Source organism: Paenibacillus glycanilyticus (assembly GCF_023715145.1).
In the GTDB taxonomy this organism is placed as follows: domain Bacteria; phylum Bacillota; class Bacilli; order Paenibacillales; family Paenibacillaceae; genus Pristimantibacillus; species Pristimantibacillus glycanilyticus_A.
On record NZ_JAMBNP010000001.1, the window covers coordinates 298,827 to 322,866 of the forward strand.

At 50.9% G+C, this 24,040-nt stretch carries 19 protein-coding genes; 3 read left to right on the top strand and 16 right to left on the bottom strand.

Annotation, left to right across the window (positions count from 1 at the left end; genetic code table 11):
- Nucleotides 1-3 precede the first annotated feature (3 nt).
- The 10 genes from M3194_RS01495 to M3194_RS31425 all read right to left on the bottom strand — a co-directional run bounded on the left by M3194_RS01495 (nt 4) and on the right by M3194_RS31425 (nt 14,443).
- Entirely contained in the window at nt 4-651 is a 648-nt protein-coding gene (locus M3194_RS01495) for an SGNH/GDSL hydrolase family protein (RefSeq protein WP_251651255.1), read from the bottom strand.
- Between the two features lie 68 nt (nt 652-719).
- Nucleotides 720-1,457, bottom strand: a complete 738-nt coding sequence (locus M3194_RS01500) for a DUF4184 family protein (RefSeq protein WP_251651256.1) — start codon at nt 1,455-1,457, stop codon at nt 720-722.
- A gap of 257 nt (nt 1,458-1,714) precedes the next feature.
- Entirely contained in the window at nt 1,715-3,571 is a 1,857-nt protein-coding gene (locus M3194_RS01505) for an S-layer homology domain-containing protein (protein WP_251651257.1), read from the bottom strand.
- Nucleotides 3,568-6,459, bottom strand: coding sequence for a carbohydrate-binding protein (locus M3194_RS01510; RefSeq protein WP_251651258.1), 2,892 nt, complete (start codon nt 6,457-6,459; stop codon nt 3,568-3,570). The genes M3194_RS01505 and M3194_RS01510 overlap by 4 nt, the downstream gene beginning before the upstream one ends.
- Before the next feature lie 873 nt (nt 6,460-7,332).
- Nucleotides 7,333-7,827, bottom strand: a complete 495-nt coding sequence (locus M3194_RS01515) for an LURP-one-related/scramblase family protein (RefSeq protein ID WP_251651259.1) — start codon at nt 7,825-7,827, stop codon at nt 7,333-7,335.
- Between the two features lie 324 nt (nt 7,828-8,151).
- A complete protein-coding gene (locus M3194_RS01520) occupies nt 8,152-8,598 on the bottom strand; it encodes a GyrI-like domain-containing protein (RefSeq protein ID WP_251651260.1) in 447 nt (148 codons plus the stop codon).
- Between the two features lie 5 nt (nt 8,599-8,603).
- Nucleotides 8,604-9,407 carry a class I SAM-dependent methyltransferase gene (locus M3194_RS01525; protein WP_251651261.1) on the bottom strand — a complete coding sequence of 268 codons (804 nt, stop codon included), beginning with the start codon at nt 9,405-9,407 and terminating at the stop codon, nt 8,604-8,606.
- 147 nt (nt 9,408-9,554) lie between these two features.
- A complete protein-coding gene (locus tag M3194_RS01530) occupies nt 9,555-10,847 on the bottom strand; it encodes a glycoside hydrolase family 27 protein (RefSeq protein ID WP_251651262.1) in 1,293 nt (430 codons plus the stop codon).
- 138 nt (nt 10,848-10,985) lie between these two features.
- Nucleotides 10,986-11,876, bottom strand: coding sequence for a helix-turn-helix transcriptional regulator (locus M3194_RS01535; RefSeq protein WP_251651263.1), 891 nt, complete (start codon nt 11,874-11,876; stop codon nt 10,986-10,988).
- On the bottom strand, nt 11,873-14,443 hold the full coding sequence (locus tag M3194_RS31425; RefSeq protein ID WP_251651264.1) for a LuxR C-terminal-related transcriptional regulator: 2,571 nt from the start codon (nt 14,441-14,443) through the stop codon (nt 11,873-11,875). The genes M3194_RS01535 and M3194_RS31425 overlap by 4 nt, the downstream gene beginning before the upstream one ends.
- Nucleotides 14,444-14,520: 77 nt before the next feature.
- Between M3194_RS31425 and M3194_RS31570 the strand changes: the two genes are divergently transcribed.
- Nucleotides 14,521-14,685, top strand: a complete 165-nt coding sequence (locus tag M3194_RS31570; protein ID WP_397334257.1) for an S-layer homology domain-containing protein — start codon at nt 14,521-14,523, stop codon at nt 14,683-14,685.
- A 182-nt stretch (nt 14,686-14,867) separates the two neighbouring features.
- On the opposite strand, the gene M3194_RS01545 is transcribed toward M3194_RS31570, so the two are convergent.
- Nucleotides 14,868-15,125, bottom strand: coding sequence for an S-layer homology domain-containing protein (locus M3194_RS01545; protein WP_251651265.1), 258 nt, complete (start codon nt 15,123-15,125; stop codon nt 14,868-14,870).
- 102 nt (nt 15,126-15,227) lie between these two features.
- Nucleotides 15,228-16,082: a helix-turn-helix transcriptional regulator gene (locus M3194_RS01550; RefSeq protein WP_251651266.1), complete on the bottom strand. Its 855-nt coding sequence runs from the start codon at nt 16,080-16,082 to the stop codon at nt 15,228-15,230.
- 172 nt (nt 16,083-16,254) lie between these two features.
- On the opposite strand from M3194_RS01550, the gene M3194_RS01555 reads away from it, so the two are divergent.
- Together M3194_RS01555 and M3194_RS01560 are read left to right on the top strand one after the other, a co-directional pair.
- On the top strand, nt 16,255-17,352 hold the full coding sequence (locus M3194_RS01555; protein WP_251651267.1) for an FG-GAP repeat domain-containing protein: 1,098 nt from the start codon (nt 16,255-16,257) through the stop codon (nt 17,350-17,352).
- Nucleotides 17,349-18,413, top strand: coding sequence for a Gfo/Idh/MocA family protein (locus M3194_RS01560; protein ID WP_251651268.1), 1,065 nt, complete (start codon nt 17,349-17,351; stop codon nt 18,411-18,413). The genes M3194_RS01555 and M3194_RS01560 overlap by 4 nt, the downstream gene beginning before the upstream one ends.
- A 49-nt stretch (nt 18,414-18,462) precedes the next feature.
- Here the strand turns inward: M3194_RS01560 and M3194_RS01565 are convergent, their stop codons facing one another.
- The 4 genes from M3194_RS01565 to M3194_RS01580 form a co-directional block, all read right to left on the bottom strand.
- Nucleotides 18,463-19,638 carry a serine hydrolase domain-containing protein gene (locus M3194_RS01565; protein ID WP_251651269.1) on the bottom strand — a complete coding sequence of 392 codons (1,176 nt, stop codon included), beginning with the start codon at nt 19,636-19,638 and terminating at the stop codon, nt 18,463-18,465.
- A 119-nt stretch (nt 19,639-19,757) separates the two neighbouring features.
- Nucleotides 19,758-22,127 (bottom strand): glycoside hydrolase family 95 protein, encoded by a 2,370-nt coding sequence (locus M3194_RS01570; RefSeq protein ID WP_251651270.1) that lies wholly within the window; start codon nt 22,125-22,127, stop codon nt 19,758-19,760.
- A 39-nt stretch (nt 22,128-22,166) separates the two neighbouring features.
- A complete protein-coding gene (locus M3194_RS01575) occupies nt 22,167-23,000 on the bottom strand; it encodes an amidohydrolase family protein (protein ID WP_251651271.1) in 834 nt (277 codons plus the stop codon).
- Between the two features lie 14 nt (nt 23,001-23,014).
- On the bottom strand, nt 23,015-24,031 hold the full coding sequence (locus M3194_RS01580; RefSeq protein ID WP_251651272.1) for a zinc-binding alcohol dehydrogenase family protein: 1,017 nt from the start codon (nt 24,029-24,031) through the stop codon (nt 23,015-23,017).
- Nucleotides 24,032-24,040 lie beyond the last annotated feature (9 nt).

Here is a 24,040-nt window from a genome sequence, read left to right on the forward strand (position 1 = left end):
AGATTAATTAATTGCAATCGGACTGTTTTGTACCGCCTTCAGCCATACGGCCGCCATCAAATAATGTCCGGCTGCGGTTGGATGTACGCCGTCATAAAGCCAATAATCAGGCGTTGCTTTATCCGCGGCTTCGTCAAATGCCTGCTGGAACGGAACAAACACTGCCTTATATTCTTCCGCCAGTTGTCTCACAATGCCGCTTTGCCGTTCCACTCTCTCTCGCCAGGCGCTCCATTCCTTCGCGGTAACGCCCGTACGAAGAACAAACGGCTCGCATAACACAAGCCTTGTATCCGGCAATACTTCCTTTGTCTCTTCGAGAAGAACACGGTAGGCCCGCTCGAAGCGATCCGTTGCCCCGCTGGGCAATCTGTCCATAATTCGCCAAGTATCGTTAACCCCTATCAAGATGCTGAGGATATCCGGTTTTACCGCGATGGCATCCTCGTTCCAGCGCGCATACAAATCGGAAACAAGATTGCCGCTGATCCCTCTATTTATGAATTGATGGCCTGCCCCCGGCAGCTGATAGCCTAACTGGCCGGCAATATGATACGCATACCCTTGTCCCAGCAGTTGGCTAGGATTCCCTTCGCGCGAACGTCCGCAGTCGGTGATTGAGTCCCCTTGGAACAATATGACTTTACCCATAACAATAACAACCTGCCTCTCGCACATTAAGTTATGATATTTACATACCTCTACCATTTTATAGAAGTCTATGACCGTCTGTAAATCAGAGATGCCGCAACAAGACCGACGCATGCCCCCGATATCGGCGCAACGACCACAATACTAACAGCCGGCAAACCGCTGACGTATAATTTCAAGCCCGTTAGCAGCACAACCCATAAGCATACGACCGTCCAGAACAGCCACTTTTGATAAGAAGGAACAGCGGGAATACTCTTTGCTTGCGGATCGCTTCTATATAAATGAGAAAGAATGGTAAGGGCTATGACAGCCAGACCCAGCAGCGAAAAGCTGTATTGCAGGATTTTGAATAACGGCAGATTCAGAACAATCGTCTTGTTCAAAATAGTCAGATGCTTGACGAAATAACCGCTCTCATGCGTAAACCCGTCAATCAGAACATGCGTGCAGAACCCGATGACCACAGACAGCAAATAGATCAACCACGCCCTGAAGCTTCGCATGTTCCAGCGATTCAACAGACCATAAGCGCGTTTATCCAGATCAAATGCCGATGGCAGATGCAGAGCCAGAGAGGTTTTCACGACATAATGAAACAAAAGTCCAAGTACAATGCTTAGCGGAATAACCTGCAGGAATAACCCCATGATGGTGTGCCCAATCGTCTGATGAGGCTGCAGATGGACAAAATACTCCAAATCCGGCCCCATGCTTCCCAATACCAGACCGGTAACGCTTGCGAATTTGCGGTTTACATATTTCAAAGGATAAGCAAACAACGGATGAGCTAACGTATAAGGCATGAACCATGGCTCCAATCATAACAAGTTTTATACTGGTATTAGACGATAGAGAAGGAAAAAGGTTACAAATTTAACAAGAGCGCTAGGTCAGGGCGACAACATAACGATCATTTCCAGGTACGGTAATTTAGGCAAAGGCGCATCGGGGGCTGCCGTTCAGAACATGAATCTTATGCTGGAATTTGACGAGGAGCGTGATTTGCTGAATTAAATAAAAGCCGGCTATCTACGATAGATAGCCGGCTTCCCTCATTCTATTAACCTTGAATCGACGTAACTAACCGGTACAAAATGACAGCCGCTTCCGCGCGCGTTGCCGTCTTGTTCGGGTAATAGAAGCCTTCCGGCGTTCCTTTTACAAGCCCGGATTTCAAAGACTGAGCCACTGCGTCCGCTGCCCAAGCCGAGATATCGCTTCCGTCCTTTAGTGCCGCAAGCTGCTCATCGCCGGCAGCCTGAGCTTTTCCTGCAAATGCAAGCGCATTGGCTGCCGTTACCGCAAGCTCCTGCTTCGTAATTTTATCATTTGGACGGAAGGTTCCGTCGGTAAAGCCTTTCATGATACCCGCTTCCGTTGCTGCAGCAACGGCGTCAGCATACCAGGCATGACCGGATACATCCTTGAAGCTGCCAGCCGGAGAGCTCGAAGTCAGACCAAGGGCTCTGGTCAGCATGGCCACCCACCCTGCACGGGTAAGCTGCCGTTCGGGAGCAAATCGATCTGCCGTTTCACCATTCACGATAAAGCTGGAAGCAAGAGTTTTAATCTCTTTTTCCGCCCAATGTCCTTGGATATCGGCGAAGGTTTTGCTAGCGGATATGACCGCATAAACACTATTATGATTTGAACGAATGATTGCGGCAACATTGCCATTGGCATCTGTTGTGGAAGTTGTAGGTACCGGAAGGATTGAACCGTCTGTCCCAAGAACAACACCTGTTGCAGGCCTCTCGCTTATCTTGCCAAGCGGTATGGTCTTGGTGACAAATTGGTTACCGAAGGCAGTAACTTCCTTCCAGTTCTGATCATTGCCTACCCATACGGTAAATTGTACCGGTGCGCCGATCAATTTCCCTTGCCTGTTCTTCAGGGCTTGTTCTGCTGCCTGTTTGACTGCATCCGAGACCCGGTTTATTCCGATACGCAGCTGTTGACCGCTCGCTGCCGCGCCTTTCAGAACGGCTTGAAGCGGAATCTCTATAGTTCCGAGATCGGTTTTTACTTGAATCCTCAGATCTTTATTTGTGCCGAGCAGCTCTGACAGCGCATGAACGGGGAACTCTGCTTGTACGGAGGCTTGGCTGTTCAGATCGCTCAGGTCGATTAGGATCGCGTTTACCTTACTCTCTTTAGCCGCATTGGCCAGCAATGCCGCGTCCACTTTGACGATAGATACCGAATAACCATTAGGATCAGTCTCTGTAGCAGAAGTTAACCCGCTGATTGTAGCGACTGTTCCGTCCGTCTTCACAATTGGTCCAGTTGTGCCTGTGCCGCCGCCAGGGTTCGATGGATTCGCAGGAGTGGTCTCTCCGCTTGTTACCGTTACGGTTGCCTTAGCCGTGAAGCCGCCATCTTCCGCGGTAACCGTAATCTCGGCTGTTCCAACCGCTACGGCCGTAACAACGCCATGTGCGACAGCTGCAACTGCAGAATTGCTGCTGCTCCAGTATACATTATGATTCTCGGCATCATCCGGTTGAACAGAAGCTGTCAATTTGCCTGTCTTCGTATTCGCCAGATTGAGAGCGAGTTCCGTTTTATCCAGCGATACGGAAGTTACGCCTACGGTTGCATCCGGATAATGATAGATTTCAAAATCGTCAATCGCCGCCCAATTGCCGCTTTTGGCATCGGAGAATACGCCGATTTGCAGCTTGCCGTTCGTTACTTCGATTCGGTCAATTGCAAACGGGGTATAAGTGCTGCCGCTTGCGCTTCTCATATCCTTCGTCAGCTGCGGAGCATTCTCGCCGTAGCCCGAAACCTCAAGCTGGAATTTGTTTTGGCCGCCGCCCGTTCTCACCCAGACTTGGGCTTTATACGTTCCGTTAGGAACGGTAAGAATCTGATAGTTCGATTGCTGATAAGCCGATCCCGACCAATGGGTCATTTTGTATTTGCCGCGCGGCGAATCATTATCGATGGAAGAAGAAAGGTATAGCGCGTACCCGCCTTTAGACCGGTTACCGAATAACGGGATTCAGGTGCAGGATCAACCGAAGCCCGCTTGAAGCCATTTACATAGATGTTGTATTTCAGGAAATCCGTCTCAGCGTTTGGCTCCCAGGACAATTTAACCTGTTCAATGCCCGGTTCGGCATGAAGCCCGGCAGGAGCTGACGGTGCCGCCGTATCTGAACCCTCAACCGTTGTTGCTTGTACGGACAAGCTTGCTGCCGATTCGCCGGTGGCGTTAAAGGCTGTCATTCGGTACGAATAAGCGGTAGACCCGCGCAAGCCCTGATCGAGATAGGTTGTTGCCTCTTCGGATGCCAGTCCGATTAAGCGATAATCCGGATAGATACCGTTTACGGTTGCTTCGGAGGCTGCAGAGGAACGGTAAATCTTATATCCGTTTGCGCCTTCTACAGCTTTCCATGCTAGCTTGATATTATGTCCTCCTTCAAGCTCCGAGCTTACTTCTTGAGGAGTTTCAGGAGCGGCTGTACCTTGTGCCGCCGCCGGCGCTTTCGCAATAACCGGTGTCAGCTCCACATCATCAAAGGCCGCCCACTCGCCGCCTTTATTACGAGAGTGAATGCCGAGCTCCACCTGTCCGTTTGTGACTTGAATTTCGGGGAGCACGATTTGCGTCCACGATCCAACGTAAGCCGTCGTTGCCGCTGCCGCCTTCAGGTCAGCACCGCCATATTTTTTTGCTTCCAGGCTTACATTCGTGTCGCCGCCTTTTTGATACCATACGGATGCCTTATACGTTCCATTGGGTACTTTGACGGTACGGTAAGTCGTCTGTTCATAAGGCGTGTTGCCGCCCAGATAATGCGTCAGCTTATACGAGCCGCTTCTCGGATTGTCTCTGTCCGCCTTTTGGGCGCTGTCTTGACCTTCCGGACTCCAGCTGCTCCAGCCCGCAAGCGCGCCTTCTTCAAAGCTGCCGCCAATACTCAGGTAGTTAAAGCTGCTTTGCACAAAATCATACGAGAATTGGAACCAGTTGAGATTCACTTTGCCGCGGAATACGACGTACAGCTTGTGCTTGCCCGTAACAGCTTCCGCTTGCGCCGCTTTCGTTATCCATGCTCCGTTCGTATCCGCAAGATCAACGCCGCCGGCATAAGCTCCCTCCGGGCTGTCCAGACGGAATTCGAAACCGCCGTCTCCTTGAGACTGAGCTCTAACTTTCACGCTTGCCGTGCCGTTCAGGAACTCGACATGATCAAATGCGATATAGCTGCCGTCTGCCGTTGAACCGGCATATTTTCCGCCGCCTGTATCTGTAGTCACGGCCGTTGCAACGCCATTCGCCTCGCTGTAATCCTCGGCTTGCAAGGCTGCGTAAGGACTGATGGATGCCTCGCTGTCCTGTGTTCCATTCCATACAAAGCTCGCTGCCGCACCTGCCGGGAGGGTGTAAGCAAAGCTTTTGGAACCCCATCTTACCTTGAATGCTTTAGATTGCTTCGACGAGTTTAGAGCAAGCAATACTTTAGAGCCGTCCGGGTTCTCGAACGCCACATCCTCAATGCTGCCAGCCCCAAAAGTATTCGACTTGATCCGCTGCGCACCCGGCAGAACAAATTTGCTCGCCTGGCCAAATGCGTAGAACTCTTCATTATAGGTTACTTCATCCGTGCCGCTGTTGACGGTTACAATCCCGCGGCAATCCTTACAGCCGCCTACGTAAGGGCCATGATTCTCGTCAAGGGCAATATTCCATTTGAGCGATGTCCGTGCCCAGTTGCGAGTTGCGCCAATGATGAGATTTTGGAAGTCCCATTGAACGTTGCCGGCAAAGTCAGGAGCAAATTCGCCGCCCGAGCTTTCCGTAAAGTAAATGTCTTTGTCGGGGTGCTGGTCATGCACAAGCGCCTGCGCGTTAACATTACCCGCATAGCCATGGAACGAGGAGCCGGCAATATATTTCTTTGCATCCGCGTCATTCAGAACCTCAATCGGATAGTTTGGATTATCCCAGTTATGATCCCAGACCACGATTTTGGTATCGATGCCAGCCTCTTCAAAAGCCGGCCCCAAATAATCTTTGACAAACTTGGCTTGATCTTCAGGCTCCATTCTCATGCCGGGATAATCGCCTGGTTCGAAATGAGGCTCGTTCTGGAGAGTCACGGCGTCAATCGGAATGCCGGCTGCTTCATAGGCTTCAATGAATTTAACGAAATATTGCGCATAGAAGCCATAATATTCGTCTTTCAGCTTTCCTTTGATCGAAGAGTCCGTTGTTTTCATCCAGCCTGGCGCACTCCAAGGCGTTCCCATGATTTTCAGATCCGGGTTAATCTCGAGCGCCTGCTGGAGCAAAGGAATAATGTATGCGCTGTCATGAGCAATCGAGAAATGCTCGAGGTCAGGATCCGTCTCCCCTGCCGGCATATCGTCGTACGTATAAATGCTGGTTGCAAAATCGCTTGCCCCCATCGGCAGACGCAGATAGCTGAAGCCCGCGCCATCCCCATTCCGGCTGAACAGCTTATTCATCAATGCATTCTTTGCCGGCTCATCCATCTGCGAGATGACGTACGCCGAAGAATCCGTAAGCGCGCCTCCGAAGCCGTCTATCGTCTGGTACTTCGTATTCTCATCGATATCAATGGTCAGCTCCGCCGGCGAACCGTTTGACTCGAATGCAATATCCGGCTGTTGACTTAACAGACTGCTCTTGTCCCCGGTTGTCATCCATACATTCACCGGATCCGCCGCAGCCGAAACCGCGGGTACCGCAATGCCCGCAAAGCTGGAGACAATGAGACCGGCTACAAGTGTTTGCGAGGCCATCCGTTTCCACATGCTAACTCCCATGCTATTAACCCCTCTCAGGAAAGTTTTTTGCCTTGCCGTTAACATTCTCCATCCTGCCAAAATCAACTGTGACTTGAGCACCTCCTGAATTTCATTCATGAACACCATGATGGATAATCTTGCTGGCTTATCTGAAAAGGATAATATCATCAATTGAAATCGATTTCAATAACATGATCAAAAGAATTTGATCGCTTGCATAAATATTCGGCTAATTTATAGCGTTAAATAGTTATTTCCACTTGATAGATTTCCCTGAATTGTTGAAATCGATTTCAATCGTAACGATAGCTCCTTTCCTATATTCCGAGAAAAAGGTCTCTTCGAATCCATGATTCGAAGAGACCTTCCACCTGAATACACATGGTTATTTTCGCATTTGTTCACGGAAATTTATTCTCTAACAAACAAAAGAGCAGGATCTCTCTGTCATCAGGCGAATAAAGTATCGTCTCGGCCCGATAAATACCTTCCCGCTCTGTCTTCAGAGCTCCTGCAAAATCAACCAGATTACCGGCTTGATTAACCTGAATGCCTTCGTTAGACAATGGTGCATAAAGCTTCCATGAAGCAGCTGGCTCAATTCTGGTTGCCAGGTCTGACCGAATATCAACCGGAGCACACGGTTAGTACCTCTTTAGCCGCCCGGATGGTCCGTCGTGTCAGTTCGTCGTTCCACCGATATTTTTCCCCATCCATCCGCCATACACTTTCTTGTAAAACTCATCTTCGTTTAGTACGCTTCTGCTCATCCCGGTCTCTCCACTTATGAGATTCCCATCCGTATATCCTTTCTAAAGGTACCATAGATTCACAATCCGATTATCTATCAAAATAAAAAGACGCTCGCAAATCGGAGCGCCTTATCCTGTATTATTGTGTTGCTGCGCTGTTCGCAGCCTTCTGAATCGCGTGCATTCCTATGATGACAGCTACCAACTCATAAGAATCCAGGAATTCGCATTGATTGTCGAGGACAAAAGCACCGGAAGAAAACCAGCCGTTTACTTGCTTGAACTGGGCGACAACGATTTCGGATTCGTCAACGATTTCGTATTCCTTGGAGAAGGCAGGTGATATAATCTCATAATCCCCGCGGCCTATAGTCTCGTAGGTATACTTTTTCGAGAAGAACGACAGCCGGCTTCTAAGCGTTCCCAGCTGCTCTCCATCGGCACCGTTGACCTCCCATTTCCCCGAGAAGAATGGAAACCTTGCGTTATACAGCAGCTCTCCGTTTGCCCCATAAATATCAATGGCAGAACCAAACGCGCTTTTCAAATCAAGATGGCCAACCTTTTGCTCCTGCTCATCCAATATCTCCGTCAGACCGGCATTCCAGAAGTTTTCCCGAAAATATAGCTGCAATGTAGCCGCCCCTTTCTCGTACCGTGTGCTTTCCCGTTTATGCTAAATATAACGGTGGTACAAGGCAAAATGTTTCAATTTTCCCGTATTTTCGACGCCTAACTGTAATATACCATCAAAAAAGAAGACTGCCATCCGGCAGCCTCCCATTTATCAAAAAGTTTTAATTCAATAGACCGTGACAACCCAACAACAGCACCTCCATATGTGAATGCATTACCATATGAAGACAGCGAAAAAGAATGTGGACTTGTACCTATTAGTTTTCTCACATCTAGCAAAAAATGGTTAATGCCTCTTGCAATCTATTATCAAATTGCTCATTTACAAGATCGGGATATACACATCCGCGTTATTGACATGCTGTTCTTCCCCAAAGCGAAATATTTCAAGCGCCAGAGACCTTGTATTATTTTCGAGATTCATAGCCTCTAATGTTGCTTTGATCCGTGCATAGGGATCTTGATCGGCGGAGCGCGCCTTCGCATATCGCTGGCTTGGAAGAGAGAAGCCGATCATGCCTTGCGGTACGTCGCCGATCCGGAATACTTCCATGCAATAGATATAAGTGAACAAATAATCATTGGCGAAATGAGGGCAGACATAGCAGTCTCTATCGACCATATCCGTAATCTCCTCTTTCCTGGACAGAAAGATTTGATAAGCCTCCCGTATACTCTTCGGATCAGCCTTATGGAAAGCATTCGTGACGGGAACTCCGATAAAATGCTTCTCCCCTAGCGCAACGATCTCCACCTGCTCCTTGGACATACGAATCACTTCTCCTTCATATCTGGATAAAGCGGGGCTAATTCCAACTCCATCTTGTCTGCAACGAGCGTGTAAAATTCCGGAATATGCGGGTTTGACGAACTCGGAATCTCTTCAAAGGCACGAACGTACAATCCTGAAGCTGCTACGGCGGACAGAATGTCTCCCAAGGTCCAGCTGCAAGCCAGCACCTTGCCCAATCCTTCCCGCTCCTCTTCCGGCAAAAGCTTGGCGAATGCTACATCCCCCTCTTTCACCTGCCTATCGAAGTAATTGCCGCTTGGCTCGGGCAGATTATAGGTCGTTGCCCATGCTCTTGCAAAAGGATGGAAATCCGTAAGCAGAAACCGCCCATTCGGACGCAACCGGCGGCGCACAACATTGAAGATAGCTTGCAAATCTGTGAAATAGTGAAGAACGCCAAACTCCATCAATACGATATCGAATTGTCCCAGAGCTTCCTCATCCGGAATATGAAGCGCATCGGAGCAGATATAATGAAGCTCCACACCCGCGGCAGCAGCGACATCAAGGGCGTACCGCTGATTTTCCGCGGATAAATCCACAACGGTTGCTTCCGCTCCAAGCATTGCCAGCGCGATCGCCTTCCTGCCGTGAGAACCAAGAAGATTCAGAACCCGCTTCCCCGCGGGATCTCCTATGTACTTTAGCCAATAACGCAGATTATGATTGCCTGTTTGGGTTAATGTTTCGGCCAATTCTGCCGGCATTCCAAAATGCCGGACCCATGCTTCATAGGCTTTTGTCTCCCACGCAAACTTATTCGCCTTCACTAACTCTTCCTGCATGCGTTTCACTCCTTCGTAGTAAATCGCCTCGACGGCAATCTATTTCCAGATGTAACCAAACCTATTATAAGTGACAGATCCGCTCATAAAAAGAAAAAAATCCGCATTATGCGGATTCCCTTCTGTCTGGCTATTCTATTCTAGAATTTACGCTTGCTTAGCAACATTATCCAATCTAAACAAAGCCGCGCCATGAGGTGCAATTACGGATGATAAGGAAGCGGTCATAGTACCCATGCTTTCCCCGCTCCACAGGTTTTTCACGCTTGACTCCCCCTCGATGCCCATATCGCTGAAGGATACGGATACGTCCGCGGCTTCTTCGCCGGTATTAAACAGCCCAACGTAACGTTCGCCGCTGCTTCCTTCCGCCATCCAGACCACATGATCACCGATGCGGGATACCTGCCGTGCGCCGCAGCTAGTGCGGTGCATATGCAGAACATCCCCATTCGTTAGGAGAGACAACGTCCACTCGTCATTATCGCGCATCTCGCCGCCCATCATGAGCGGAGAACGGAAGATGGTCCACAGCGTCATCATCGTCAGCTGCTCGTCGCGGGTGAACCTTGTCATTCTGTCCGGATGCGAGCATCGTACGCCGATACGGCCAAGCGGAAGCATGTCGCAATCCGGCCAGTTCCCCCGCTTAGGGCGTCCCTCCCAAGTTTTGCAGCGGTCGAACATATCAAGCAGAAGCGGCCAGCGGTCCCAGAAATCATCGGTCATCCGCCACAGATTCGCGTTATTCTCCAAGAAGTCGGCATGCTTGACCGGTGCCGGCCCAGGCGAAAGGCTGAGGACAATGGGACGTCCCACATGATCAATCGCTTTGCGGATCAGCTCGATCTCGCCGAGATGCGCACCGCCATGAAGCCAGGAGTCGGCAATATCGTCAACCTTGATATAGTCAACGCCCCATTCCGCGTACAGCTCAAAGAGAGAATTATAGTATTCCTGGGCGCCTTCCTTGGAAGCGTCTACCCCATACATATCGGTATTCCAGCCGCAGAAGGAGCAGGTATGGGCGATGTCTCGCGCGGTAACCGATGTCCCCTTAATCGGCGTGTTATCATGAACAGCCTGGCGAGGAATCCCCCGCATAATGTGAATTCCGAACTTTAATCCAAGACTATGCACATAGTCAGCCAGCGGCTTGAAGCCTTTTCCGTTCTCAGAGGAAGGGAACCGGTTCGCGGCAGGAATTAGACGCGAGTAGCGATCCATCTCCAGTCTGACGAACGGACGGTACAAGTCCGATACCGCTCCCGGTTCATACCATTGTATATCAACCACAACATATTCCCATCCAAATGCTTTCAGATGCTCGGCCATATATTCCGCGTTTCCGCGAACTTCGTCTTCTCTTACGGTTGCACCGTAACAATCCCAGCTGTTCCACCCGAGCGGTGGCGTGGGGGCAAATTCAAGATGCTGCATGAGTAACCCTCCCGTAGTTCATGAATGGATAGGAATGAATTGCTGCTATATCCCTATATTAATTCCAATCGGAAGCAGTGATCTACAGTAATCTAATTTCAATCATAGTAAAATATTGCGGTCTACCCTCATGCCCGTCTAATCAAAATATACGCGGTTATAGATAAGCTGGCCTTCGCCCAAACGGAAATTCCCCGGCGTCTCTCCCGTAATTTTGCGGAACCATTTAATAAAATAACTGCCGCCGGAATAACCAACCTGCTCCGCGATTCTCTCGATACTCCAGTCGGTTTGCTTAAGCAGCCGCATCGCTTCCTTAATCCGGGCTTGATTTAAATAATCGTTGGGCGACATCCCCACCGTGCTCGTAAAGGTACGAAGCAAATGATATTTGGATACGCTTAGCTGATCGGCCAGCTGGTCAAGGCTGATCATATTCTCAAAGTGGGCATCGATATGCGCAACCGCCTCTTTCACCTTAAACGGCCATTCGCGGGCATCCTCCCGGGGAGCCAACGCAAACCTGCATAGCTCCGAGATGAATTGATACACGTAAGAGGATGCCGTATAAGGCTCCTTGATTCGACCGGCGTACGCTTCCTCGTACATGCTCTGCAGCAGTCGTATCGGACGGCTTCCTACCGGCAACAAAGGGGTTTCTCCCAGCTGCTTCTTCACTTCCTCCCAATTCGGAAGAATAAGAGACGGACGTATTAAGACGAATATAAAGGACCAATGATTTCCGTCAGCCGGAAAATAATAGCGGTGATCGCCGGGAATCTCCGTCATAAAAGCTTGTCCCGCCTGAATTCGGAAGGTCTCGTCACCTCTCTCAAATATCCCTTCTCCGTCCAGTGTATATTGAAATAACAGCAAAGGTCCGTCACCCCGGGTTAATCCGTCCCAGCGGTATTGCTGGTCTCTGATGATATCCGTGCCAATAGCAAACAAGTTGCACAAGGACAGATGCTCCGGCGTTGTAAAACGGAATCCAAACGTGCCAACGTTTGGATTGTGACCTGCGTTCATATCCTTTCCCCGCTTCCGATCCGGCCGCTATTCCTCCAGCCGTTTAACTGACGAGCCGCGGCAAGTGCCTGCGTCCGGGATGAAACGCCAAGCTTGGCGTAAATCCGGGATAAATACACTTTTACCGTGCCTTCCGTTAAGGCCAGCTTGGCCGCAATTTGTTTGTTTGGCGCGCCTTGATCAAGTAATTGCAAGATATAGCTTTCCTGTTCCGTTAACGGTTCAACCAACGATGCAGCCGGAAGTAACGGGGGTTCCTGTTCAGGGAAGCATTCCAGCAGCTTAGCCACATAAGAAAGAGACACATCCTCCATAGCATCCGTTCCAGCCTCTCTCTGACGCTTTTCCATATAGGCGTGCAGAAGCTTCTTCATCTGGGATCCCTCGTCTACAAAGCTTCGTATATAGCCGTTTGCTTCGCCGACAAGCAGCGCAGCATGTACAAGCTGCAGTGCAGCGCTGCGGTTGCCGCGCTGGTATTCCGCCAAGGCTTGAACAACGTCAATTTCCGTAAGCACGAGGAAACAATGCTCCTGCTCGACAGCCGACTTAATAAGTTCAAGCTGCCTTATCGCTTCGGCCGTTTTACCTTGAGCGGTTAGGATGCGGGCATACACCGTATATTCGGACCAGCGGCTCGAAGCCGGCTGAATCCGGTCGGACAGATGCAGCTTGGAGATTTCGGCTTTGGCTTCAGCCAGATTGTTCTCTTTCAAGTACAGATGGGCAAGGCTTGCGCGCAATGGATACAGCCAGTGGTATTCGCCCAAGCGTTCCGCCATCCTTACCGCTTCTTCAATCGCGTCATGCGCTTTCTGGAATTGGCCTGCTGCGGCATGAAGACGAGCGAGAGTAATGCGGCTTGGCACAAATAAACCGGCTGTCTGCCTTGCCCGGTCGGATTGCTCGATTTTGCGTACCAATAGAAGACTGTCGCTTTGCCTGTTCCATTCGTAATAGCCTTCGCACATCGCTTGAACGACGTACAGATTGATGAGCGACTGTCCCCAGCCGTGCTGCTCCAGCACGGCTGTGAAGCGCTGTCCGATTCGTTCGGTATCGGCAGACAAGGTACCTTTTAATCCAAAAGCGGTCCTTCTGACCAGCGGTTCAATCCGATTGTAATTGAAGCTGTAGAAGACGGGATCCTCCGGCAGCACGCCGTGAAGCCGGTAACCAACAAACGAATCCCACTGCACGTAACGTCCGGTGTAGAAAAGCAGGTTCGATTGGAGGAACAGCATCCCGCCTTGCAGCGGCTCCAGCTCCGAAGCGTACTCCGGCTGCTCGTACTTTCGCTCCAGCTTCTCCACCGTCTCCGCCGCAAAAAACATTTGGCCCGTCAAGAAATAAGCAAAAGACTGATACAGCAATAATCTTGCCGATAACGGGATATGCTCCGAGACAGTCTGTAAACGTTCGAGCAGCGAGGCGAGCTCACCTTGTTTCAACGCGTCTTGAATATAATCCTCCAGTCTTTCCGCTGCTTCCTTATACCTTTCGCCGGCTATCGCATGATCGATCGCTTTGTCGAGCAGGCCTCTGTCGGCAAAGGCCACACTTGCGGCATGATGATAATCCAGCCATAACTGCCGGCTCCGCGAACGCAGACGGTTCCTCAAAAATTCAGCAAACAGCGAGTGGTAACGGAACCAGCCGTTATGATCATCGAGCGGAATGACGAATAAGTTAAGGGCACGCAGACGTTCCAGCATCTCGCGGCTGTCGGAACGGTTAAACGCCCGATTGCAGACCTCCGAATCCATCCGGTCGAATACGCTTGTCTGAAGCAGAAAGTCCTTCAAATCCGAAGGCAGCTTATCCAGCACCTCCTGGAATAAATACAAGGAGACCGTTTCATGGCTTCCGTCAAATCGGGCGATCATTCGGTCAATATCTTGCTGAGCCTGGAGCGAAATAGACGCTAACTGAAGCCCCGCAACCCATCCTTCCGTTTTTTCAAAAAGCTTGTTGGTCTGCCTTTGCTCCAAATGAATCCCTGCTGACCGGCAAAATTCCCGCGTCTCCTCTTGGGTGAAATGAAGCTGCTGCATGCCGATATCCGTTCGTTCCCCCCTCGCCAGCCATTTGGCCGCATCGAAGGCAATGGTCTCCCGGCTTGCAATGATAATCCGGTGATGAGCCGGCAAATATTCTATAAAGCAAGACAAGCTGTTATGGATAGCGGCAAGCTCGACATGATGATAATCATCCAGCACAAGCGCAATTTGTTCTTGAACCGCCGCCAGCTCATTAAGAAGCGTATCCATAATCACGTTCACCGTCGTGCCCGCGACAAGAGCCAAAGCGGCGGAGAGTGAATCTGACAAGGCTGGTGGTCCCGCTTCCATATACGCGTTTATTACATACCGCCAGAATCGTGCTATATCATTATCTCTTTCGTCCAGGGATACCCAGGCCGTTCGAATGCGGGCGGATTGAGCCCACTGTCCGATAAGCGTGGATTTTCCGGAGCCCGCCGGAGCGCAGACGGTTGTCATCCTTCCCTTCATGCCTTGCTCCAAAGACTCCATCAGTCTTTCCCGGACGATCAGATTTTCCTTCACAACAGGAACCCGTATTTTTGTTTTTAATAGGATAGGTTCAGAGAATAACATACGATCACCTTTTTGTTGGACATATTATGTCTATTATACTGAAACTTCGACAATTTTTGCTCGGGAATTCCGACGGCACGTTCCGCCCGAATGAAAAAATAACGCGAGAAGAGCTTACCGTCATGATCAGCCGGGCATTAGCGATTGTCAACGGCTCCTCGAAGAATACGGAACCCTTCTTCGACAAATGAATGATGCAGACAACGTCTCATCGTGGGCAGCCGATGCCTCATCCGAGGTTATATCGCTTGGTATTGTCAAGGGTAATGAGCACTGGGCATGCTGCAATATTTGGAGATTATTTAAGAAATAGAACAAGGCGCCTGTTCCAATGAACAGGCGCCTTGTTCTATTTGCTTCCGTCAAGCTCATGTTAATGTTGATGGAACTCGATAATGCGCAGCTGCAGCACTGCTGTTTCCGCGCTTGTTGCCTGACCTAACGGCTCGAACTTGCCATCCTCTCTTCTTTGCAAAAGGCCTGCTTGCTGCAAGGCCGCTGCATAACCGGCCGCCCATGCTGGAATCTCCGATTCATCGGTGAATAAACCTTTCGTTTTCTCCGGTTCCAGCGGCTTAATTCCCGCCGCTTTGGCCAGCCTTGATACGAGTTCTGCCCGAGTTTCTTGCACCTCTGGCCTCCCATGTCTTATCCTCATAGTCCCCTCCTTTCTTCATTCGGAATGAGCAGGACCAGCTTATCAAAAATAATTTTTACGGCCAATTATCTTTCGTTAATTATTCAGAAAAGAATTCTGCGGATCCTCATTCAACTCGCGATATTGTCCCGGCGTATGGCCCGTCACCTTCTTGAAAATGTTATGAAAGGTCGTCTCGCTCTGGTAGCCCACTAATTCCCCTATTTCTTTCATTGGCCGCCGGGTCATTGCCAAGTACCGCTTCGCTGCCTCTATCCGGCAGCGGATCAGATATTGAATGGTCGACATTCCCACCTCCTGAAGAAATAAATGAGACAGATAATATTTGCTTACGAATGTAACCTTCGCAAGCAAATCCAGCGTAATTGGCTGCCGGTAGTTTTCTTCTATATAGCTTCTCGCCTTCATAACTGCCGCTTCCGACGGCTTTACGGAACCGCGCTCCATGAAACCGCCGGATACATGTCGAGCCAAACGAACGAGCAGCAGCCCAAACAAGTGATTAGACGCGGCGTTAGACTCCGCCGCATCAGAGTGAAGCTCGGCATGGCATTCCCGCACCAGCTTCAGTATTTCATTACCCTTCTCCCCAAGCTCGATAACGGGCCGTTGCTCCGGGCTTAGGAAATAGTCTTGGGGAATGCCCTTCAACTGAAGCCCCTTGAAAGCAAAATAGGTAGCCCTAAAGGGATAATGAGTAGACATCTCCTCATGCCATACTCCCCGTTGGTACAGCAGAATGGCCCCTGGTCCCGTCTCATGGCTCTGATTATCAATGACGAAGGTTCCCCTGCCCTCCTCAATAAAAAGAAGCTCGCTGTAAGTCTCATGACGATGAAGCGGATGTACGAAAGGATTCGATATATCGCAATCAAACTCTCCGCTTGCTATCAAATAAGCCGGACTAATAAACCGCGAGTAATCTCCCATTCCTTCCGAGACTCCCTCCGTTCGCAAGAATGAATAGCCTACTTCGCAAGATAAACCATTGAGAACAGGCTCCAAATCCGATATTTTCTAGTAGTAAACGCTTACCTGAACTATAAATCGATTCTAGTGATTTTTACAATAAGCAATAGCTGCGAACGGGAGGATTTTTTTCATGCTGGCATTTAAGAAACGACTTCTATCGGACGATAAGTACGAAGCCTGCGCTGTGGTTGACGTGAATAACGACGGGATTCCGGATATTGTAAGCGGAGCATTCTGGTATGAAGGACCTGACTTTACCCGCAGACACCGAATCTGTGACGTGGAAGCCATTGGAGAATATCATGATGACTTTTCCGATTATCCCATGGACGTAGACGGTGATGGCCTGACCGATCTTATCACAGGCTCCTGGTTCACCGAGACGCTCCGATGGCGCCGTAATCCCGGCAACAAGACAGATGAATGGGAAACCGTTGACATTGACCGCTGCGGCAATATCGAGACCATCCGATGCTACGATATTGACGGATGCGGGGTGCCGGAGATTTTCCCCAATACTCCCAATGAGCCTCAAGCCTTCTACAAGCTATTGCGAGATTCTGAGGGCAAAGGCACCGGTACATTCAAGAAAATCGTAATTGGCGAAGCGGCAAGCGGTCACGGCATGGGCTTTGTTGATATCAACGGAGACGGGCGCATCGACATTGTGCTGAGCGAAGGCTGGCTGGAGCAGCCGGATGATCCGTACCAGACGCCATGGACCTTCCATGCCGAATGGGCATTAGGCTCAGCAAGCGTGCCCATCCTAGGCCATGATGTGAACGGCGACGGTCTCGTCGACCTGATCGTTGGCCAGGCGCATGCTTACGGCCTTCACTGGTACGAGCAGCGCCGATCGGAAGATGGCTCCCGCAGCTGGGTCCGGCACACAATCGACGATACCGGCTCGCAATTCCACGACCTCTGGCTGGTTGATATCGATCTCGACGGCGAGCTCGAACTAATCACGGGCAAACGCTATCGCGCCCATAATGACGGCGACCCTGGCGCTCATGATCCGATTGGAATCTACTACTACCGCATTAATGGCGGCCAATTCAACAAGCATATCATTGATTATGGCCGTGCTGGCGAAGCCTCGGGTGCAGGAATCTATTTCTGGGTGCAGGACCTGAATGGCAACGGTTATCCGGACATTGTAGCACCTGGTAAAGACGGACTTTATCTGTTTGAAAATAGGGGACCGGAAAAGGAGCAAGCACAATGAGCAAAAAACTGAGAATCGGTTTTGTTGGCGTTGGAGGCATGGGGCAAATGGCGCATCTGTCCAATTACGCCGTCTTGAAGGAAGAATGCGAGGTTGTCGCTATCGCCGAACCCAGGCTTCATACGGCACAACTGGTAGCCAATCGATACGGTGTACCCGAAGTATACAACAGCCACCTCGAGCTGCTGGAACATTCGTCGGTTGACGCCATTATAGCCCCTCAGCCTTTTCGCAATCATCCGGCTATCATCCCGGATCTATTGAGGTCGAGAATTCCGGTCTTGACGGAAAAACCGCTTTGCCTCACGGTCCGGGAAGGTGAGAAAATGATGCGGCTTGGCGAGGAATACGGCACTATGCATGTCATTGGCTACCACAAACGTTCCGATCCCGCCGTTGAGTACGCCAAACGGATTATTGAAGAATGGAAGCAATCCGGCGCATACGGCGACTTGCAATATATCCGGATCACGATGCCTCCGGGCGATTGGGTTGGCGGCGCTGACCAGCCGCTCAGCAGCAGCGATCCTTATCCTTCGCTTGAGCCGGAACCCGGCCCTGAAAGCTATACCGATATGATGACGCTAATGCTGGACAGCTTCGTTAATTATTACATTCATCAAGTGAATATGTTCCGCCACTTGCTTGGCGAGAATTACCGGCTTACCTTCGGCGACCGCCGCGGAATTGTCCTGAACGGAGAAAGCGACAGCGGCGTTACGATTACCCTCGAGATGGCCCCTTACCATACTTCCCATGAGTGGGAAGAGCAGATCTTGGTTGGCTTTCGCCAAGGCTTTGTAAGAATCGATCTTCCTGCCCCGTTGGCCCGCCAACGCGCGGGGAAAGTAACCATTAAGAAAGACAATGCCTCCGTTGGCGAAGCTCTTACCTATGAGCCGATTCTGCCGAACGTGGCGGCGATGCGCAATCAGGCGCGCAATTTCCTCGCCGCCGTACGCGGAGATCGTCCCGCTCCGTGTACAGCCAAGGAAGCGTTGCTGGATTTGGTCTTTGCACAGTCCTACGTGGATTACATGGCACTTACTTATCCGGATTGACAGAACAACAAAACGCTGCTGCGCACTAGGCGCAGCAGCGTTTTGCTTCTTACAACGAGCTCATTACTATATTGCGAAGCTTGCGGGTAAGCGCCGTTGTGCCGGCATCCTTCTTCTGAATCATGAACAGAATCGTAACTCCGTCATGCGGGCAATTGGCGAAGTAAGCGCCAAGCCAGCCGTCCCAGCCATACTCTCCCGGGCTGGCCAGAATACCCGCGGTCTTGGTATCGGTCATAACGCGCATCAGATTGCCGTAGCTGTGACCGGTCAGCGTATGCCATGACTCGAAGCCTTTTTGCTGCTGATCGTTTAAGGTTGATGTCGTCAAATAGGCAACCGTAGCCGGTCTCAGAATTTGAACGCCGTTTAAGGTGCCGTTGTTCATCAGCATCGTCGTGAATTTGGCCGCGTCATCAATGGTAGACACAAGTCCTGCACCGCCTGATTCGAATGCCGGATCACGGTCCATCTGATGAATGATGCCCAGATGATTGCCGGTATACAGCGTCAATCCCCCTTCGCCATTGTCCGCGTAGGTCTTAACGAGACGCCCTCTCTTCTCCTCCGGCAGCCAGAAGCCGGTATCCTTCATGCCAAGCGGTCCAAACAATTCTTTTTGCAAAAATTCGCCGAAGCGCATTCCGCTTACGACTTCAATAACCGCTCCAAGAACATCCGCCGAGGTTCCGTACGACCAATAAGCCCCCGGTTGATACGCAAGCGGGGCTTCGCCCAGCCGGTTCATGAATTCCACCGTGCCTAGAGGCGATTCTCCCAGCAAGCGTTCGTCTACCTCTCTGAACAACGCCTCCGTTGCTTGTCCGGACAGGCTGGCTCCGCCATATCCCAGCCCGCATGTCATGTCGAGCAAATCATGGATATTCGTATCCCGCTCAACGGGAACCAATTCGCCGTTTTGCTCTACCTTCTGATTCTTGAAGCCTGGCAGGTAACGGCTTACCGAATCAAATAAATCAATCTCTCCGCGTTCCACCAAAATCATGACAGCGGTTGCTGTAACCGGTTTCGTCATGGAGTACAGCCGGAAAACGGTATCCCGCGTAATAGGACGTCCCGCTTCCCGGTCGGCTAAGCCGTCTTCATGGTAAAAGATTTCTCTGCCGTCTTTGATCACCATGAAATTAGCGCCAGCTACTTCGTTATGCTCAATACCTTTTCTAAGCGTTGCTTTAATCTGACTGATTGCTGTTTGATCCAACATGTCGGGTAATCTCCTTCTCTCCAAATAGCTTCCAAGGACCAAGGTCGGATAGTATATTCGCTATAAGAACCGTAAACTCCTTTAGGATCCAAGCCAATATTTGAAGATGTTCCCTCCGTTTAAATTCGGCGCAGCTCATACCTGCCGCCTTGAATAGTCGCAAAAGTCACCATGCCGTCCACGTCCGGATTAACGGCAAGCTTTACGCCGTCCGATTCCACTTGAAGCGGAACGGCAGAATGTACCCGGCATGTACCTCCCGAGCGCGACGTAATCTCGGCGGCGAGGACTGCCCCTTCTTCCCATTGAAGAGACACATCGAAATGACCTCTTGCCCGCAATCCTTTAATAAAGCCCTTTGGCCATGCATCGGGAAGTGCGGGAAGCAGATGAATAAACCCTTGATGCGATTGCAGGAGCAGCTCGGCGATGCCCGATGTTGCGGCGAAGTTCCCGTCGATCTGGAACGGCGGATGCGCATCGAAGAGATTGGTATAAACACCGCCTCCATGGTGGTAGTTCTCCTTCTCCCCATCTACCAGCGTCAGCAAATTCGACAGTAAACCAAAGGCGCGGTTACCGTTTCCGAAGCGCGCCCACAGACCAACCTTCCATCCTAGACTCCAGCCCGTCCCTCCGTCTCCGCGCAGATCGAGCGCGCGTTCTGCTGCAGCCATAAGCTCGGGCGTTTCCCGCCACGTTAATTGACGTCCCGGATAGACGCCAAACAAATGGGAGACATGACGGTGGAGGGGATCCTCATCCTCGAAATCCAGCGCCCATTCCTGAAGTCTTCCGTTGCTTGCGATCTGCATCGGGAACAAGCGGCTGCGCGCATCAGTCAACGTATCCCGGAACGCTTCGTCCACGCCCAGAATATCGGAAGCTTCAATGAGATTCGTAAACAAATCCCAGATCAAAGAAATATCCATCGTAGAGGCCATACTGACTCCGGCCAAGCCTTCCGGGGTACGGAATTTATGCTCAGGAGAGGTGGATGGCGACGTAATCAGCCGCCCCTCCTTGTCTTCATGCAGCCAATCCAGGCAGAATAAGGCGGCATCCTTCATAATCGGGTAGGCTTGTTCGCGCAAGAACGTCTGATCATTCCCGAAAGCATAATGCTCCCACAGATGCTGGCATAGCCATACTCCGCCCATTGGCCACAGCGTCCAAATTGCCTCGCCGTGCCCGTAAGCGCCTACCGGCGAGCTCTGGCACCAAATATCGCTGTTATGATGCGCCGTCCAGCCTCTCGCTCCGTAGTTGGTTGCTGCCGTCTTCTGACCGTTCCTGGACAGTCTTTCGATAAAATCCAGCAGCGGCGTATGGCATTCTGCCAGATTGCAGGTCTCTGCCGGCCAATAATTCATCTCTGCATTAATATTTAAAGTCCAGTTGCTGCTCCACGGCGGCCGGGTCTCCTCGTTCCATATGCCCTGCAAATTCGCGGGCTGGGTACCTTTCCGGGAGCTTGCGATCATCAAATAACGGCCGTAATGGTACAGCAGCTCCACAAGACCCGGATCGCTTGCACCGTAATCGCGGATCCGTGCGTCAGTCGGATGCTCCGGCGGCGCAATGGACTCGCCTAAATTGAGCTCAACCCGATTGAACAGCTGTTGATGGTCATCCACATGCCTTTGCAGCAAATCGGAATAAGAAAGCTTCATAACCTTTTCCAAATAGGCTGAAGCCTCCGCCGACTCGTTCTTGCCTTCTCTTCCCGGTGAACGATCATAGCCGTTAAAGCTGGTTGCCGCGCTGAAAATAAGAGTAACCGCGTTTGCGCCCGAGACCCGCAAGCCGTCTTGGCCGTATTTGGCATGTCCGCCCTCCAGATTGGCGGTCAGACGTCCTTCAAACCGCATCGCATCGCCCGGCTCGCCGTATATAAGAGGCTCATCCGTATCATAGTAGCTGGGATCAACCTGTTCGGGAGCGTCTCCCTTAAGAATGAGACCATTCTCGTCGCACAAGGTCTCATAGCGAAGCGGGCTTTCCAGCCTTGCATGGAAATTCAATTGCCCCGGGCTGCTGGCTTCCAGGCGAAGCACGACTACCTGATCCGGATAAGATACGAACATTCGTCTTGTGAAGGTCACGCTGCCAATCCGATATTCCACGGCGGAGATGCCGTCCTCCAGATGAAGCGACCGGCGATAATCTCTTACGATATTCCCGTGCAGAAACTTCACGTATAAATCCGCCATGGGCATGTAAGACTGCGTATAAGGCCCCATCATCCGTTTGCTTAATTGATCGGCCTCAACATATTTGCCCTCCTCAATAAGCTGCCTCACTTGCGGAAGGATCTTGATAGCGCTATCATTATCCGCGTTGCGAGGCCCCCCGGACCAGAGAGTATCTTCATTCAGCTGAATACGCTCCGTCTCCGCTCCGCCGAACATCATTGCTCCAAGCCGGCCGTTTCCGGTTGGGAGTGCGTCGGTCCACTTCTTAGATGCTTGATTGTATTGTAATTTCATGGTCATGCTGCTCCTTTTCGAAAACATGCTGTCTGCGCCCTACAACCCTATCCCGTAAAATCTTGCGCAGTTGCCCCCTAATACAAGGGATTGCTGCTCGTCCGTAAGAGCCTCAACGTAATGCTTCACAATATTCATCGTCTGCTCGTAGGTACCGCTAAGCGTACAGACCGGCCAATCGGAGCCAATCATTACCCTGTCTGTCCCAAATGCCCGGGTAACCGCATCCAGATATACAACAAAATCTTCTTCCTTCCAAATGCCCCATGCCGCCTCCGTCACCATGCCGGAAAGTTTGCAATAGACATTGGGATGCGACGCCAGTCTGGTTAGTGCCTGCGCCCAGGGACTGAAGCCTTTCCCGGCAATATCCGGCTTTGCGATATGATCAAGAACAAACGGCTGGTTTGGGAACCTCTCTACTAACTGAACTGCGTAAGGCAAATGCTTCGGAAACAACAGCAAATCATAGGTTAATCCATGCTTCTCCAAAGCGGCTATTCCGTTCATAAAATCCTCTCTTAGCATAAATCGGTCATCCGGCTCGTCATGCACAACATGGCGAACGCCTTTAAGCAGTGGATGAGAGCCGTACCTCTCCAATTGCTGCCCGATCTCTGGCGAGCACAAGTCCACCCAACCAACAACGCCTTTAACTTCGGGATATTGCTCGGCTAAGGACAAGAGCCATTCCGTTTCCTGAAGCGATTGTCTGGCTTGAACGGCAATTGAGCCATCGAATCCGATTTGCCGCAATAACGGCTTTAAATGCTCAGGCAGAAAATCAGTCTGAATCGCCTTATGCTGCTCGGACATCCAATCGTAATCCCGCTCATTATAAATCCAGAAATGCTGATGGGAATCTATTCTCATGCGCGATCTCCTTCCTATGGCCACTCTATCATCGCTTTAATCACTTTATTTGCAGGGTCCAGCCAGGATTCGAAATGTTCAATCATCTCCTCAAACGGCACTTGATGGGTTACATAACGGTCAACGTCAATGCCGCCGGCACGCACGACATCAAGCACATGCTCAAAGTCTTCTCTTGTCGCATTGCGGCTGCCCATGATCGTAAGCTCCCGCTTATGGAACTCCGCGTCATCAAACGAAACCTGACCCTTCACGAGTCCAACATAGACAAGCTTCCCGCCATGTGCCGCGTACTTTACGGCTGCTGCCATGGAATTGGTATTGCCGGTTGCATCAAATACAATAGTTGGATAATCCCCGTTTGTCAAAGCTTCCAATTGCGCGGAAGGATTCTCCAGCGCGTTCACGGTAGAATCAACCTTTGCCCATTGCTTGCAAAAGGCCAACCGCTCGGTATTCACATCCATCGCGATAACGTTAGCGCCGGCATGCTTGGCGAGAGCCATAATGCCAAGCCCAATGGGTCCGGCTCCAATTACAAGCGCTGTCTGTCCGCGCTCGAGTCCCGAGCGCCTTATCGCATGCGCCCCGATACTGAACGGCTCAACGATAGCAGCCTGCTCCAGGCTTAGACCATCCGCTTTCAACAAATGCGTAACCGGGATGGAGATTTTCTCCCGCATGCCTCCGTCCGCATGCACGCCTAGCACCTGAATGGACGTGCAGCAATTTGTTTTGCCTTGACGGCAAGCCGCGCATTTGCCGCAATGAAGATAAGGAATGATGCTGACTTGATCGCCGGCTTTAAAGCCCTCCGCATTCTCTCCGATTCGTTGAATAATGCCCGAGAGCTCATGACCCAATATGCGAGGGTAGCTGAAAAACGGCTGATTCCCTTTATAAGCATGTAGATCTGTCCCGCAAATCCCAACCCGTTTGATTTGTATAATAGCTTCGCCCTCGGTATAAACAGGCTCTTCGAGCTCCGCATAATTGAATTGTTCGATTTGCTCGCAAATAATGCCTTTCATGGATGGACA

Excerpts from the sequence above, each read along its gene's own strand:
- M3194_RS01495 (WP_251651255.1), bottom strand. The coding sequence starts at position 651 with ATGGGTAAAGTCATATTGTTCCAAGGGGACTCAATCACCGACTGCGGA.
- M3194_RS01500 (WP_251651256.1), bottom strand. The coding sequence starts at position 1,457 with ATGCCTTATACGTTAGCTCATCCGTTGTTTGCTTATCCTTTGAAATAT.
- M3194_RS01505 (WP_251651257.1), bottom strand. The coding sequence starts at position 3,571 with ATGACCCATTGGTCGGGATCGGCTTATCAGCAATCGAACTATCAGATT.
- M3194_RS01510 (WP_251651258.1), bottom strand. The coding sequence starts at position 6,459 with ATGGGAGTTAGCATGTGGAAACGGATGGCCTCGCAAACACTTGTAGCC.
- M3194_RS01520 (WP_251651260.1), bottom strand. The coding sequence starts at position 8,598 with ATGTCCAAGGAGCAGGTGGAGATCGTTGCGCTAGGGGAGAAGCATTTT.
- M3194_RS01525 (WP_251651261.1), bottom strand. The coding sequence starts at position 9,407 with ATGCAGGAAGAGTTAGTGAAGGCGAATAAGTTTGCGTGGGAGACAAAA.
- M3194_RS01530 (WP_251651262.1), bottom strand. The coding sequence starts at position 10,847 with ATGCAGCATCTTGAATTTGCCCCCACGCCACCGCTCGGGTGGAACAGC.
- M3194_RS01535 (WP_251651263.1), bottom strand. The coding sequence starts at position 11,876 with ATGAACGCAGGTCACAATCCAAACGTTGGCACGTTTGGATTCCGTTTT.
- M3194_RS31570 (WP_397334257.1), top strand. The coding sequence starts at position 14,521 with ATGTCTATTATACTGAAACTTCGACAATTTTTGCTCGGGAATTCCGAC.
- M3194_RS01550 (WP_251651266.1), bottom strand. The coding sequence starts at position 16,082 with ATGGGAGATTACTCGCGGTTTATTAGTCCGGCTTATTTGATAGCAAGC.
- M3194_RS01555 (WP_251651267.1), top strand. The coding sequence starts at position 16,255 with ATGCTGGCATTTAAGAAACGACTTCTATCGGACGATAAGTACGAAGCC.
- M3194_RS01560 (WP_251651268.1), top strand. The coding sequence starts at position 17,349 with ATGAGCAAAAAACTGAGAATCGGTTTTGTTGGCGTTGGAGGCATGGGG.
- M3194_RS01565 (WP_251651269.1), bottom strand. The coding sequence starts at position 19,638 with ATGTTGGATCAAACAGCAATCAGTCAGATTAAAGCAACGCTTAGAAAA.
- M3194_RS01570 (WP_251651270.1), bottom strand. The coding sequence starts at position 22,127 with ATGAAATTACAATACAATCAAGCATCTAAGAAGTGGACCGACGCACTC.
- M3194_RS01575 (WP_251651271.1), bottom strand. The coding sequence starts at position 23,000 with ATGAGAATAGATTCCCATCAGCATTTCTGGATTTATAATGAGCGGGAT.
- M3194_RS01580 (WP_251651272.1), bottom strand. The coding sequence starts at position 24,031 with ATGAAAGGCATTATTTGCGAGCAAATCGAACAATTCAATTATGCGGAG.